This is a genomic window from Trinickia sp. Z7 (genome assembly GCF_056498045.1).
The window spans coordinates 152,041-167,172 of sequence record NZ_JAUEQW010000002.1; the positions used below are offsets into that span (position 1 = coordinate 152,041).

At 65.9% G+C, this 15,132-nt stretch carries 11 protein-coding genes; 9 read left to right on the forward strand and 2 right to left on the reverse strand.

Annotated elements, in window-relative coordinates; translation table 11 throughout:
* The first annotated feature begins 279 nt into the window (after window positions 1-279).
* From QQS38_RS04735 to QQS38_RS04770, 8 genes are all read left to right on the forward strand, one after another.
* Window positions 280-1,599 carry a glycosyltransferase family 4 protein gene (locus tag QQS38_RS04735; RefSeq protein WP_479644218.1) on the forward strand — a complete coding sequence of 440 codons (1,320 nt, stop codon included), beginning with the start codon at window positions 280-282 and terminating at the stop codon, window positions 1,597-1,599.
* A gap of 13 nt (window positions 1,600-1,612) precedes the next feature.
* Window positions 1,613-2,296: a D-glycero-alpha-D-manno-heptose-1,7-bisphosphate 7-phosphatase gene (locus QQS38_RS04740; RefSeq protein WP_479644219.1), complete on the forward strand. Its 684-nt coding sequence runs from the start codon at window positions 1,613-1,615 to the stop codon at window positions 2,294-2,296.
* Window positions 2,293-3,507: a glycosyltransferase family 9 protein gene (locus QQS38_RS04745; RefSeq protein ID WP_479644220.1), complete on the forward strand. Its 1,215-nt coding sequence runs from the start codon at window positions 2,293-2,295 to the stop codon at window positions 3,505-3,507. The genes QQS38_RS04740 and QQS38_RS04745 overlap by 4 nt, the downstream gene beginning before the upstream one ends.
* 19 nt (window positions 3,508-3,526) lie before the next feature.
* A complete protein-coding gene (locus tag QQS38_RS04750) occupies window positions 3,527-5,278 on the forward strand; it encodes a carbamoyltransferase family protein (RefSeq protein ID WP_479644221.1) in 1,752 nt (583 codons plus the stop codon).
* Window positions 5,275-6,324, forward strand: a complete 1,050-nt coding sequence (locus QQS38_RS04755) for a glycosyltransferase family 2 protein (RefSeq protein ID WP_479644222.1) — start codon at window positions 5,275-5,277, stop codon at window positions 6,322-6,324. The genes QQS38_RS04750 and QQS38_RS04755 overlap by 4 nt, the downstream gene beginning before the upstream one ends.
* A gap of 77 nt (window positions 6,325-6,401) precedes the next feature.
* The gene (locus QQS38_RS04760) at window positions 6,402-7,460 is read left to right on the forward strand and encodes a glycosyltransferase family 9 protein (protein ID WP_479644223.1); all 1,059 of its coding nucleotides are present in this window, start codon (window positions 6,402-6,404) and stop codon (window positions 7,458-7,460) included.
* Window positions 7,450-8,403, forward strand: coding sequence for a glycosyltransferase (locus QQS38_RS04765; RefSeq protein WP_479644224.1), 954 nt, complete (start codon window positions 7,450-7,452; stop codon window positions 8,401-8,403). The genes QQS38_RS04760 and QQS38_RS04765 overlap by 11 nt, the downstream gene beginning before the upstream one ends.
* Window positions 8,404-8,473: 70 nt before the next feature.
* Window positions 8,474-9,472, forward strand: coding sequence for a UDP-glucuronic acid decarboxylase family protein (locus tag QQS38_RS04770; protein ID WP_479644225.1), 999 nt, complete (start codon window positions 8,474-8,476; stop codon window positions 9,470-9,472).
* Window positions 9,473-9,525: 53 nt separating this feature from the next.
* On the opposite strand, the gene QQS38_RS04775 is transcribed toward QQS38_RS04770, so the two are convergent.
* Entirely contained in the window at window positions 9,526-12,201 is a 2,676-nt protein-coding gene (locus QQS38_RS04775) for an ATP-binding cassette domain-containing protein (protein ID WP_479644226.1), read from the reverse strand.
* Window positions 12,202-12,451: 250 nt separating this feature from the next.
* On the opposite strand from QQS38_RS04775, the gene QQS38_RS04780 reads away from it, so the two are divergent.
* Window positions 12,452-12,847, forward strand: coding sequence for a hypothetical protein (locus tag QQS38_RS04780; RefSeq protein WP_479644227.1), 396 nt, complete (start codon window positions 12,452-12,454; stop codon window positions 12,845-12,847).
* Between the two features lie 113 nt (window positions 12,848-12,960).
* Here QQS38_RS04780 and tkt read toward each other — a convergent pair whose 3' ends face one another.
* Window positions 12,961-15,054: a transketolase gene (gene tkt, locus QQS38_RS04785; RefSeq protein ID WP_479644228.1), complete on the reverse strand. Its 2,094-nt coding sequence runs from the start codon at window positions 15,052-15,054 to the stop codon at window positions 12,961-12,963.
* Between the last annotated feature and the right edge of the window lie 78 nt (window positions 15,055-15,132).

Here is a 15,132-nt window from a genome sequence, read left to right on the forward strand (position 1 = left end):
ATCACTCCCATTGAATTGGGGCGAATGCCATCGCCGCACGCTTGGCCGCGGGCGCATCGCTTAATTACACGCCCCCCTGTAACACCGCCATATGCGAGCGAATCGTCGAATAAAGATCACGACGGTGTCTCGCACCGTTGCAACGCTTCTGCAGCTTTGACCGATCGCCCAAAACGATGGGCACACCACGTGCTCGACGGACAACGCGCGCTGCGCCGACGCTCTGCTCCGATGCGTCTTTCCAGCGCCTCGGCGGTCTTTCAATACAAAGGATTCCTCATGAAAATCGCACTCGTCAGTGAACATGCGTCCCCGCTCGCTGTCGCGGGCGGCGTCGACAGCGGCGGTCAGAATATCTATGTCGCTCACGTCGCGCGGCAACTGCACCGCGCCGGCCATCAAGTCGATGTGTTCACGCGACGCGACCGCGCGCTGCTGCCGGCCGTATCCGACATGGACGGCGTGCGCGTGATTCACGTCCCCGCGGGGCCGCCGACGCAGATGCCCAAAGAGCACCTGCTGCCGTTCATGCCGGAGTTCGCCGATTTTCTCGTGGGCTTTTGCCGGCGCGAGCGTACTCCGTACGACGTGATGCACGCCAACTTCTTCATGTCGGGACTCGCTTGCCTGAAGGTAAAGGCGGTGCTCGGAATTCCGCTCGTCACGACCTTTCACGCGCTCGGCAAAGTGCGCCGGCTGCATCAGGGCGCCGACGACGGGTTCCCCGATGCGCGCTTCGAAATCGAGGACACGCTAGTGCGCGAATCGGACGTGATCATCGCCGAGTGCCCGCAAGACGCGGCCGATTTGCAGGCGCACTACGGCTCCGATCCCGCGCGCGTCGAACTCGTCCCCTGCGGCTTCGATTCGGCCGAATTCGGCCGCGTCGATCGCGCCGCGGCGCGCGCTGCGCTCGGCTGGCCGGAGCAACGGTTCGCCGTGCTGCAGCTCGGCCGCCTCGTGCCGCGCAAGGGCATCGATACGGTCGTGCGCGCGCTCGCCAAGCTGCGCGAGCAAACTCGCATCGACGCGCATCTTTATATCGTCGGCGGCAACGCCGATCTGCCCAACGAAATCGCGACGCCCGAGATCGCACGCTTGCGCGGGATCGCCGCCGGGTGCGGCATCGCCGATCACGTCACCTTCGTCGGGCGGCGCGGTCGCGCGCAACTGCGGGAGTTTTACGGCGCAGCCGATGTGTTCGTGACGACCCCGTGGTACGAGCCGTTCGGCATCACGCCGATCGAAGCGATGGCCTGCGCCCGGCCAGTGATCGGCGCGGATGTGGGCGGCATTCGCTACACCGTCGTGGACGGCAAGACCGGGTTTCTCGTGCCGCCGCGCGACCCCGATACGCTGGCCGACCGTTTGGCCCGAATCGCGCACGACCCCGCACTCGGCGAACGCATGGGCGAGGCGGGTTTCGAGCGTGTCCACGCGAGCTTCACTTGGGTCCGTGTCGCGAGGTTGCTCGAAGATGTCTATCAGCGCGTCGCGCGTGCACCGGTCGAGGCCGACGTCCAAGCCGATCTCGAGCAAGAGCGCACGCCGCGCGTGCGCCGAGCCGGGCAGGCACGCGCAGCGGCGAGCCGCGCTTGACGACGAGGCCTGCATGACCGGTGCCTTTTCGATCCGCCCCCACGCCGGCGCCCCGGCCGCCGTGCTGTTCGACAAAGACGGGACCTTGCTCGAGGACGTGCCATACAACGCGGACCCCGAGCTCATGCGCTTTGCTCCAGGAGCATGCGAGGCGCTCGCGATGTTGGCCGAGCGCGGCTTCCGCTTGTTCGTGATCAGCAACCAAAGCGGCGTCGCGTTGGGCCGTTTCCCCTATGAGGCGTTGGCCGGCATGCAAGCCCGCCTGCGGCGCATGTTCGAAGCTTGCGGCGTCACGCTCGCCGGCGCCTATTGGTGCCCGCATCACCCGAATGGCGTAGTCGCACGCTACAGCCACCCGTGCGCCTGCCGCAAACCGGCTCCTGGGATGTTGCTACGCGCGGCGCGCGAGCAGGGGATCGATCTGTCGGCGAGTTGGTTCGTCGGCGACATTCTCGACGATATCGAAGCGGGCACCCGCGCCGGGTGCCGCACGGTGCTCATCGACAACGGCAACGAAACGCAATGGTTGCACGGGCCCGAGCGTGTGCCGACGCTGCGCGAGCCGGACCTCGTTCGCGCGGCGCTCGCGATCATACGAGAGAGCGAGGCCGCGGGCGAGCACCGGGCAATGAGCGAGCGCAACCGCGCGCGCACCGGCATTCGGCCAAATCCAGACACGACGACGGACAGGCAATGAGCGCACTACCGTTTACGATCGCCCCGCTGCTGTCGCAGGCGGCCGAACGCGAGACGCCCATTTCGCCCTGGGGCGAAGACGTGGAGCGAATACTCTGCGTGCGGCTCGACCGGCTAGGCGACATTCTGATGACGACGCCCGCCATTCGCGCGCTACGCGCATCGATGCCGCGGCGGCACATCACGTTGCTGACCTCGACGGTGGGCGCCGCGGCCGCACCGTTTTTGCGCGACGTGGACGAGGTGATCGCCTACGACGCGCCATGGCATGGCCTCGGCGAGACAGCCTCCCCGGAAAGCGATCTCGCCATGCAACGGCGGCTGGAAGCAGGGTGCTTCGATGCAGCCGTGATCTTCACCGTCTACAGTCAAAGCGCGCTGCCGGCCGCGATGCTCTGCTATCTCGCCGGCATCCCGCGCAGGCTCGCCCATTGCCGCGAGAATCCTTATGGACTCCTAACCGATTGGGTATGCGAGACCGAGCCTCACGGCGGCGTCCGCCACGAGGTGGAGCGACAGCTCGCGCTCGTCGCCAGGGTGGGCGCGACCTGCGCCGATACCCGGATGCGCTTCGCATTGGATCCGAAGGCACGCGTCGCGATCGCCGAACGCCTGGCCGCACGCGGCGTCGCGCCCGAGGGCCCCTGGTTCGTCATTCATCCCGGCGCGAGCGCGCCGTCGCGGCGCTATCCGCCCGAACGCTTCGGCGCGGTGGCTGCCCGCCTCGCGCAATCGACGCACTGGCCGGTCCTTTTAACCGGAAGCGCAGATGAAGCGCCTTTGATCCGCGAGCTGATCGCGGCCGCAGGACCGGCTGCGCATCCGTATCTACATGATTTCTCAGGACTCCTAAAGATAGAGGAATTCGCGGCCTTGATCGAACGAGCGACGGTGCTCCTCTCGAACAACACGGGGCCCGTCCACCTCGCATCGGCGCTCGCCACTCCGGTGGTCGATTTGTATGCGTTGACCAATCCGCAGCACACGCCCTGGCAAACGCCGCACCGCGTCCTCTTTCGCGATGTCGATTGCCGTTGGTGTTACCGCAGCGTGTGTCCGCAAGGCCATCACGAATGTCTGCTCGGCGTGCCCAGCGAGGAAGTGGCCGACGCCGCGCTCGAACTCGCCGCCGGGCGCGGTCGAGACATCGCACAACCGCTCTCCCGAGCCGATGCGGATACGGCATCGGCGCCCGCCCCGATTCCACTCTGACCGTTGCCGGGACTTCGCCATGTACACACTCGGAATCAATGCCGTTTATCACGACAGCGCAGCCGCGCTCATCGAAGACGGTGTCGTGATCGCCGCCGCGGAGGACGAGCGATTCACTCACGTGAAGCACGCCAAACGGCCCGTGCCGTTCTCGACGTGGCAAATGCCGTTCGATGCGATCGACTACTGCCTCAAGGAAGCGGGCATCGCGCTGGCCGAGCTCGACCACGTCGCCTACTCTTACGACCCCGCACTGCTACCCACGATGCCCGGTCCCACGCGCGGTGCGGCGACCATTACGCTGCCGCTCGAACCAGGCTTGCAACGCGCGAGCCATCCCAACGAATCGCCGTGGGATCCGTTGTTCGTCAGTTATATCGTCAATGCTCGCGCGCAACTCGTCGACGGCGCCCCTCATCATCTGGCAAAGCGTTTTCGCGCGCCGGAAAGCGGGCACCGCTTCGTCTGGCACTATGTCGAGCATCACCTCGCCCACGAGGCGAGCGCGTTCCTCGCAGCCCCGATCGGCGACACCGCCGTGCTGACGATGGACGGCCGCGGCGAGGGCGTAACGACGAGCCTCGGTCAGTTCGTCGACGGCCAGTACAAGCGCATCAAGCAAGTCGAACTGCCGCATTCGCTGGGGCTGCTCTACGAGGCGGTCACGAGTTGGCTCGGGTTCCTGCATTCGTCCGACGAGTACAAAGTGATGGCGCTGGCGGCATACGGACGCCCCACCTACGCCGATGCCTTCCGCGAAATCGTTCGTTATCGCGGCAATGGCAGCTACACCGTCGAAGAGCCCAACCTCGTGGCGCGCTTCGGTCCCGCACGCGAGCGCGGTGGGCCGCTCGAGCAGCGTCACTACGATATCGCACGCTCGCTGCAAACGGTGCTGGAAGAGACCGTGCTCGAGCTCGCCCGCTGGCTGCACGAACGCACGGGCTTACCGCGGCTGTGCATGGCCGGTGGGGTCGCGCTCAATTGCGTCATGAATGCGCGCATCCGCGATGAGGGTCCGTTCGACGATGTATGGGTGCAGCCCGCCGCGGGCGATGCCGGCACCGCGCTCGGCGCAGCGCTGTGGATCGACTGGCGCGAGCGCGGCCTCACCGGCGACAAGTCACGGCGGTGGACGATGGACCACGCGTACTTGGGGCCGTCGTACCCCGACGCCGAAATCGAATCGTTTCTGCGCTGGTCCAAGGTTCCGTTCAAACGGCTGAACGACGTTGCCGGAGAAACAGCCGGTCTGCTGGCGGCGGGCAACGTGATCGGGTGGTATCAAGGACGCACCGAATTCGGGCCGCGCGCCCTCGGAGCCCGTTCGATCCTCGCCTCGCCGGTCGATCCGGGCATGCAGGCCAAGCTCAACGAGATCAAGGACCGAGAAGACTTTCGGCCCGTCGCGCCCGTCGTGATGGAAGAGCACGTGGAGCAATGGTTCGTCGATGGGCGGACCGCACCGTTCATGCTGTTCATCTTCGACGTGCGCCCGGAATTGGCCGAGCGCATTCCAGCCGTGCGCCACGTGGACGGCACCGCCCGCGTGCAAACGGTGAATCGATCGCAGCATCCGCTTTACTACGACCTGCTCGCCGCCTTTTACGCTCGCACCGGCGTGCCGATTCTCGTCAACACCTCGTTCAACACGCGCGGCGAACCCATGGTCAATTCGCCGCGCGATGCGCTCGAATCGTTCTGGACCTCGCCGCTCGACGCGCTCGTGATCGGTCCGTTCCTCATCACGAAGCAAGGAGCCGCGACGTGAGCACGCAAACGGCTACGCGCACGCAACCGGCATGCGATGCAACGGCACAGCACGAGGACGCGACGGCGCTCGCCCCCGATGTCTCGGTCGTCGTGCCGACGTGGCGGCGCCCGACGTTGCTCGAACGGTGCCTCGAAGCGCTCGTGCGCCAGACGCTGGCGCCGCGGCGCTACGAAATCGTCGTCTGCGACGATGGTCCCGACGAACCCACGCGCTCGCTCGTCGAACGCATTGCCGATGCGCATCGCGGGCGCGGGCTGCAACTGCGCTATTTGCCGGTCACGGCGACGCAGGGGCCGGCCGGCGCACGAAACGCAGGCTGGCGCCACGCACGCGCGCAAATCATCGCGTTCACCGACGACGACACGATTGCCGATCCCCGCTGGCTCGAGGTGGGACTCGCAGCGCTGGCCGGCGGCGCATGCGCCGCCGCCGGCGCCATCGTAGTGCCGCTTCCTGAGCGGCCGACCGACTACGAAGCCGATGCGAGCGGGCTCGAGCGCGCCGAATTCGCCACCGCCAATGCGTTCGTCACGCGCGCGGCGCTGACCGCCGTCAACGGTTTCGACGAACGTTTCACCTCGGCCTGGCGCGAGGACTCCGACTTGCAGTTCTCGCTACTGAGCGTGGGGGGACGGCTGGTCAATGCGCCCCATGCGCTCGTCGTTCATCCCGTACGGCCCGCCCGGTGGGGCGTAAGCGTGTCACAACAGCGCAAGAGCGCCTTCGAAGCGCTGCTCTATCGCAAGCATCCGGCGCTTTACCGCAAGCGCATCGCACGCACTGCGCCCCTCGCCTATTACGCGACGGTTGCGGCCGCGGGCGCGAGCGTTCTCGCCGCCGCGGCCGGCGCCGCCGCCATCGCCGTTGCGGGCGCCCTCGTCTGGTTTGCGTTGACCGTTCGATTCTTTTTACTGCGGATGCGCGGCCGAAGCCGAAGATGGACGCATGTCGCCGAAATGGCCGCCACTTCGGCCGTCATTCCATTTCTTTCGATCTATTGGCGATTGCGCGGTGCGATCCGCTATCGGACCTGGTTCCTCTGATGCGTGCTCCCCTTGCTTTCCCTCATGGTTCCCAGCCGCGACGCGTTGCGATTTTTCGCGCGTTGCAACTCGGCGACATGCTTTGCGCAGTCCCAGCCCTGCGCGCATTGCGCAGCGCGTGGCCCGAAACGCACATCACGCTGATCGCGTTGCCTTGGGCGGCGCGTTTCGTCGAACGTTACGCCTCGCTGATCGACGAGCTCGTCGTCTTTCCCGGCGCGCCGGGATTTCCCGAGCAGGAGGAAACCGGCGCCGGGCTACCGAAATTTTTCGCCGCCATGAAAGAGCGGCGCTTCGACCTCGCCATCCAAATGCACGGCAGCGGCGGGCCGGCGAACGACATCGTGAAGCGCTTGGGCGCGACATCGTGTGCCGGCTTTCATCAACCTCATGAATCGCCCGAGGCGGGCTTCATCGCATGGCCCGACGACTTGCCGGAACCGCACCGGTACCTCGCGTTGGTGCGCGCCTTGGACATCGACGCGCACGACGATGCCCTGTGGTTCCCGCTCACGGCGCACGACCGCTGCGAATATGCGGCCTTGGAAGCGCAGCACGGCATCGAGGCGGAGCGGTTGATCGTGCTGCATCCCGGCGCGCAGTTGCCGTCGCGGCGTTGGCCCGCCGAACGCTTCGCCGAGGTGGCCGATACGCTTGCTTCGCACGGTTGGCAAATCGCGATCACAGGCACATCGAACGAGGCCGCGATCACCGCCACGGTCCTCGGCGCAATGGCCGCTCCGGCGCTACATCTAACCGGCTCCACGACGCTCGGCGCGCTCGCCGCGCTGGTCGCGCACGCGCGCCTCGTCGTGTGCAACGACACCGGCATCTCGCACGTGGCCGCAGCGATGCGCACGCCCAGCACCGTCATTGCATCGGGCAGCGACACGCGCCGATGGGCGCCGCTCGATAAGGCGCGTCACCGCGTGCTCGCCGACTATCCGCCCTGCCGGCCATGCGCGTACCGCGATTGTCCTTACGGCCACCCGTGCGCGCTGAACGTGGGCGTTGCGCAGGTAGTGCAAGCAGCGCTAGAGCAACTCGCCTGGCACTCGCGCACTCGGCCGGCCGGCGCCGAGGTCTTGCACGCACACCTGCATCACCGCGCAAAGGAGCCTCGCCATGCAACGTAACAAGCCATTGCGTGTGCTGACTTGGCACGTCCACGGCAACTATCTGTATTACCTCACGCAAGCGCAGCATGAGTTCTGGCTCGTTACGCGGCCGGGCAATCCGCCCGGACACGCGGGCCGAACGGGTGTCTTGCCCTGGGGCCCGAACGTTCACGAAGTGGACGCGGAGCAGGTCTCGCAACGCGAGTTCGACGTCGTGCTCTATCAGCACCGGGAACATTGGGAGCACGACCGCTCGACCGTGCTGTCCGCGGTGCAACGCAAGCTCCCAACGATCTACCTAGAGCACGATCCACCTCAAAACAACCCGTTTTGCGAGCGTCACTGGGTGGACGATCCGGCCGCGTTGATCGTGCATGTGACGCATTTCAACCGGCTGATGTGGGATTGCGGCGCGGTGCCGACCCGCGTGATCGAGCACGGCGTGCTGGTGCGCGAGGACGTGCGTTACACGGGCGAGCTCGAGCGCGGGATCGTCGTGATCAACAACCTAGCGACCCGCGGGCGGCGTTTGGGCGCGGATGTATTCGCCGCGGCGGCCGATCGCGTGCCGCTCGATCTCGTCGGAATGAATGCGCAAGCAGCCGGAGGCCTGGGGGAAATAGGCAACCTCGATCTTGCGGCGTTCACGGCGCGCTATCGATTCTTTTTCAATCCGATTCGCTGGACGAGCCTCGGGCTCGCGATCATCGAAGCGATGACGATCGGCATGCCGATCATCGGCCTCGCCAGCACCGAGCTTCCGACCGTGATCGTCAACGGCGAGAACGGCTACGTAGCGACCGATGTCGATGCGCTCGTCGAACACATGCGCCGCTTGCTGGCCGACCCGCGCGAAGCACGGCGGCTCGGCGATGGCGCGCGCCGCACTGCGCTCGAGCGGTTCGGCATCGCGCGCTTCGCTCACGACTGGGACCGCCTGCTGCGCGAGGTGGCAGCATGACGACGGCAGGCGCCGCCCGCGCCGCTCGGTTCGTCCCAACCCTCATACGCGACTAGCGGAGCAACCGAACATGAAAGAACTCGATCGAAAGCGGATATTGGTCACGGGCGGCGCCGGCTTTCTGGGCTCGCACCTGTGCGAGCGGCTCGTCGAGGCCGGCCATGACGTCCTGTGCGTCGATAATTTTTTCACCGGAACGCGCGAGAACGTGGCCCACCTATTGGGACGCAGCAACTTCGAACTGATGCGGCACGATGTAACGTTTCCGCTCTATGTAGAGGTCGACGAGATCTACAACCTCGCCTGCCCCGCTTCGCCGGTGCATTACCAATACGATCCGGTGCGCACCACGAAGACCAGCGTGCATGGCGCCATCAACATGCTCGGGCTCGCCAAGCGCGTGCGTGCGAAGATTTTTCAAGCCTCGACGAGCGAAGTCTATGGCGACGCACGCGTGCATCCGCAAAGAGAGGACTACTGGGGCCACGTGAACCCGATCGGCCCGCGCTCTTGCTACGACGAGGGCAAGCGTTGCGCCGAAACCTTGTTCGTCGACTATCGGCGGCAGTACGGCGTCGAAGTGCGCATCGCCCGCATCTTCAACACCTACGGCCCGCGCATGCATCCGGCCGACGGGCGCGTCGTCTCCAACTTCATAGTGCAAGCGCTCTCGGGCGAGCCGCTGACGGTCTACGGCGACGGCACCCAGACGCGCTCGCTTTGCTATGTCGACGATATGATCGATGCGTTCGTTCGCCTGATGGATGCGCCCGACGGCTCGTGCGACCCGGTCAATCTGGGCAATCCTCACGAGATCACGATGCTCGAATTGGCCGAGCATATACGCCTGGCAACGCGCTCGGACAGCGAGATCGTCTTTCGGCCCCTGCCGATCGACGATCCATGGCACCGCCAACCCGACATCTCTGCGGCTCGCGCGTTGTTGGCGTGGACACCCGCCACCTCGCTCGAGGCGGGATTGCGGGCCACGGCCGAGCACTTCCGAACCCGTCTCGCGCGCAAGGCCGTCGCTGGCGGCACCCGCGCCGCCAGCGCGCCGCGCGCGTGAAACCACTGCCTCGGGCAATCGGTGCGGCGAGGGGAGTCACGGGATAGCCAACGCTAAGAACCGTTCACGTGCGCCGCGGCCAGCCGCCGGATCGCCCTCGCGAGCGCATCGAACGCCACAGGCTTGACGAAGTGCGCGCCGAAGCCCGCAAGCGCCGTCCTTTCGCGCAGCGAGGGATCGTTGTGGCCGGTCAGTGCAATGGCAGGGGGCGATGCGCCGTCGTACTTCGTCGCCATCTCGCGAATGCGAGCCAGCACCTCGCAGCCGTCTTCTTCGCCTAGTGAAATGTCGCACACGAGCACGCTCGGCCACTGCGAGCGCGGGTTCGCTTCCAACCGCCGCAAGGCATCCGCGCCCGAGGCCGCCAACTGCACGTGCGCGCCGTTCGCCACCAGCGCCGCTTCGAGCGCGTCGCGCGCTTCTTCGTCATCGTCGATCGCGAGCACCTCGATCCCGTCTAGCGGCGCGGCGCCCGGCACGATCGGCGCAACGTCGCCGTCCGCTCCGACCACCGGCAAGAGCGGCAGCATGGCCACATAAGCCACGCGGCCATCGATCGGCGTCGGCAAAAACGTCCCGCCCGCTGCACCCAGAATGCGCTCGGCATCCGCCGCGCGTTCCGCGGTCAGCGGCGCAGGTTCATCGCCTGCGCCCAACACGGCCAGCCAGGCGGCGTTCCCCTCGCGTTGGGCGAGCAGTTGCACGCGCTGGCCCTGCATCGCGTGCGCGATTTCGTTCGAGCAAAGCATGGCGACCACGCGTTGGATCTGTTCCGTCTCACCGGTTACCGGCAGCTCGGGGTCGATCACCCGCAAGCCGAAATCGACGCCTTGTGCATTTGCCTCCGTGACGACCCGCGAGGCGATCTCGGCAGCCAGGTCGCCGACATGCATCGGCTGCGCCGCGAGCTTGCGCTGAGTATGTTCGAGTTCGCCCTGCTCGAGCTGCAGCGCCCACATGCGCGCATAGACGCCCCCGGGGCGCGCCAAAAGTTGCGCGTGCGTGCCTTGCTCGACGATGCGTCCATGCTCCATAACGAGAATCTGGTCTGCGTCGACGACCGTGGAAAGTCGATGGGCGATCACGACCGAGGTCCGGCCTTCCGCCAAACGGCGAAACTCGTTTTGTATCGCGCGCTCCGAACGCGTATCGAGCGCGGAGGTCGCTTCGTCGAACACGATGATCGGCGGATCCTTCAAGAATGCGCGCGCAATGGCAATCCGTTGCCGCTCGCCGCCCGAGAGGCGCAGGCCGCGCTCCCCGACTCGCGTGTCGTAGTGGTCGGGCAGCCGTTCGATGAACTCGTCGAGTTGAGCCGCTCGCGCCGCCCGCACGATGTCGGCGCGGGTCGCCTTCTCGCGGCCGTACCCGATGTTGTAGGCGATCGTATCGTTAAAGAGCACCGTGTCCTGCGGCACGATGCCGATCGCCTCGCGCAGCGAACGCCGCGTGACGTAGCGCAGGTCCTGGCCGTCGATCGTTACTTTGCCGCGTGTGGGCGCGTACAACCGGAACAGCAGCCGCATCAGCGTGGACTTGCCCGAGCCGCTGCCGCCTACGACCGCGAGCGTGCCGCCTGCCTTTGCCCCGAAGTCCACGTCGTGCAAAATCTGCCGCGCCGGATCGTAGCCGAAATCGATATGCTCGAATGCGATTTCGCCGGCCGTCACGATGAGCGGCTTGGCGCCCGGCTCGTCGCGGTCCTCGTCCGCTGCCTCATCGCCGCTCTGAAGGCTGTCGCCCGCAAGCACGGTGAACATACGCTCTACGTTCACGAGCGCATCGTTCGTTTCGCGAAATACGAAGCCGAGCGTGTTGAGCGGCATGCATACCTGCACGATGTACGCATTCACGAGCACCAGATCGCCGAGCGTCATGCGTCCTGCAACGACGTATTGAACGGCCAACAGCATCATCGCGGCGATGCCCAGGCACACGACGGCGCTTTGCCCGAGGTGCAGCGCCGTGAGCGCGCGCTGATTGGCCAAGCGCGCGACGACCCAACGGCTCAGCACGCCCCGGTAACGCGCGGTTTCGAATTCCTCGGCTGCGAAGTACTTCACCGTGTCGTAATTGAGCATGCTGTCGACGAGCCGGCCGTCCGACGCCGCTTCGAGCCGGTTCACCTCGCGCTGCACCCGCATGCGGCGGCGCGTAAAGATCACCGTATACGTCGCATAACTTACGAGCGTCCCGGCGATGATCCAAGTGAACGCGATCGTATAGCCACTCGCGATGATGCCGATCACGGTCGCGATTTCGATGAACGCAGGCAAGATCGTGAACAGGCCCACCCCGAGCAGGTACCCCACACCGTCGGTGCCCTTTTGCACGTCTCGCACGATCGCACCGGTTTCGCGCTGCGAGTGATAACGCGCGCCGAGTCGATGCAGCCGCGCGAATGTACGCTCGGCGAGACCGGCGACGGTATGTTGAGTGACCGTGCTGAACACCACGTCGCGCACTTCGCCCAGGGCATCGCCGATGAAGCGCAACAACGCGTAGGCGAGGACGAGGAACACGGGAAACAGCGCCAACGCCGTGCGGTGTCCGAGGTCGTCGATGATCTCTCGCAGCACGAGGGGCACCGACACGCCGGCCAGTTTGGCGACGACCATCAATACGGCCGCGCCGAACGTTTGGGTTCGGTACTGCCACATCGCCTGCCAGATATCCGCGGCGATGCGTCTTTTTATCCTCGCGCGAATCCGAGGCTCATCGCGCTTCACACTCGCCCTCGTTCGGCTGCATCGATGATCGCGAGCGAGACGGTCATGCGTGTTCCTCCTCTCGTCTTAAAGGCCAGCGAGGCGGCCCGGGAGTGCCGCGCTCACGTTGCGATGCAATGCGCGTTCCCACCGCTTTCAATGCAGACGTGCGCCGTCCGCGGCACGCCCTTTGCAGCATAGGAGATGTGCGTTGAGAAGTTGAAATTGGGCGCGCATCCAGTACTTAGTACACACTCAGATGGAGGACCGTATGAAGACCACGACGAAGACGCTGCTGGTTTCTGCCCTCGCTATCGCATGCGCAGGGGGCGTGTATGCTCAGGGCGCCGGCGGCTCAGCCGGCGCGGGCGCGGGTGGCGCCGGCGGCTCGGGCGCGGGGGTACGCGGCGGCGCGGCCCCGAGCGGCAATACGCTGGAACAGCCGGGCATCCAGCCGGGCATGAACGGCGGCAACACGAGCACGGACGACCAGACCCCCTCGATGCGCAACCGCCGCAACCGGGGCGGCTACGGTAGCCCGGGCGCCACCGGCACGGGTTCGGGCCGCTCGACGGTATCGCCGGGCATGGACCAGCAAAGCCCATCGGGCACGGGCGGCTATTCTCCGCAGCAAAACGATCAAACTTATAAGGGACATCAAGAGTAAGCGGGAGCGCCCCACCGCGAATCCGGCGGCGGGAGCGTGGGGCGGCGCCCGCCGCCCCGCGCGGCTAAAACCCTATCGGACCATCCATCCGCGGGCGCCGCGGCGGACCCCGCTCAATTCCCGCCAGGCAATCCGCTCGAGCCGACGACACGCGCGAGCTGCTGCTTCGCCGCTTCATAAACGTGATCGGGCGTGAATCCAAACTTGCCCTGCAGGTCTCGTATCGGCGCCGATGCCCCGAACGTATGCATGACGATCTTCGCCCCGGTGCGGCCGACGCACCGGTCCCATCCGATCGTCGCTGCTTGCTCGACCGCAACGCGCGCGTCGATTGCGGGCGGCAGCACGGCGTCCTTGTAAGCGTCGTCCTGCAATTCGAAAATGTCCCACGACGGCATCGACACCACACGCGCGGCAATCCCTTCTTGCGTCAAGCGTTCGAACGCTTGCATGCACAGATGCACTTCGCTGCCCGTAGCGATGAGGAGCACTTGCGGCGCGGCCCCATCGGGAGGATCGGCAAGCACATAGGCGCCGCGCCGCAACCCTTCGGCCAGCGCATACCGTGCGCGATCGAGGGTGGGCAACGGTTGACGCGAAAGCACGAGTGCGGTGGGGCGCCGCGCGTTGCTCAACGCGACGCACCACGCCTCGCGCACTTCGTTCGCATCGCACGGGCGCAGCACAGTGAGCCCGGGCACCCCACGCAAGGAGGCAAGCTGTTCGACCGGTTGGTGCGTAGGCCCGTCTTCGCCAAGCCCGATCGAATCGTGCGTGAAGACGAAAACCACGGGGATCTCCATGAGCGCGGCCAGACGGATCGGCGGCTTCATATAATCGCTGAAAATCAGGAACGTGCCCGTATAGGGCCGCAAATTCGCAAGGGCGAGGCCGTTGGCCACCGCACCCATCGCGTGCTCGCGCACGCCGAAATGCAGGTTCCTTCCGCTCGGCGTGTCGGCCGAGAAACTGCCGGCGCCCTCGAATTTGAGCAGCGTCTTCGTCGAAGGCGCGAGATCGGCGGCGCCGCCCAACATCCAGGGTACCCGCGCGGCGATCGCGTTCAACACTTCGCCCGACGATGCGCGCGTCGCCTCGCCTTTCGCGTCCGGTTCGAACGAGGGCAGCCCCGCGTCCCAACCCTGCGGCAACGCATGATGCTCGATCAGCTGCAGCTCGCGCGCCAGTTCGGGATAGCGCTGCACATACGCATCGAGCCGCGACTGCCATTCGCTGCGCGCTTGCTTGCCGCGCGCGCCCACGCCTTCGGCGAAACGCTCTCGAACATGCGGCGGCACGTAGAACTGCTTGTCCTCGGGCCAACCATAGGCGCGCTTGGCGAGGGCCACTTCCTCTTCGCCGAGCGCGTCGCTGTGGGCGGCTGCCGTGCCTTGCTTGTGCGGCGCCCCCCAACCTATGACGCTGTGCACGACGATCAGCGTCGGCGCATCGGTCATGCGCTTCGCGGCCGCGAAGGCCGCCTCCAACGCCGATAAGTCGTTCGCGTCCTCGACGGTCAGCGTATGCCACCCATATCCGCGGAAGCGCGACTGCACGTCGTCGCTATAGGCGAGGTCGGTGGCGCCTTCGATCGTGACGCGATTGCTGTCGTAGATCCATGTGAGATTGGAAAGGCGCAGGTGCCCCGCCAATGAGGCAGCTTCGTGCGACACACCTTCCATGAGATCGCCGTCGCCAGCGAGCGCATAGACGTGATAGTCGAACAATGTGAAGCCCTCGCGGTTGTAGCGCTCCGCATACCACCGCGAGGCGATCGCCATGCCGACGCTGTTGCCAAGCCCCTGACCGAGCGGGCCGGTGGTCGTTTCGACGCCGGTCGTCATGCGGTATTCGGGGTGGCCCGGCGTCTTGCTGTCGAGCTGCCGGAAATGTTCGATATCGTCGAGCGAAACGGCGGCGTCGCCCGTGGGGCAACCGTGCTCGTCCACGGCTTTCACGTTCGCCAAGTGCAACAACGCGTACAGCAGCATCGACGCGTGGCCCACCGAAAGCACGAAGCGGTCGCGGTTGGGCCATAAGGGTTCATCCGGGTCGTAACGCAAGTGGTTTTGCCACAGTTGATAACCCACGGGAGCGAGCCCCATGGGGGCGCCCGCGTGGCCCGAGTTGGCGCGCTGCACGGCATCCATGGCAAGCGTGCGAATCGTATCGATGCAAAGCCGATCGAGGTCGGGGTCTGAGCGCATGGCTTGCGTCCTGTCAAAAGGTGGCAAAAGAGATGGGAAAGAATCGCTCATTCGACGAGCAATGCCCATACCTTGCCG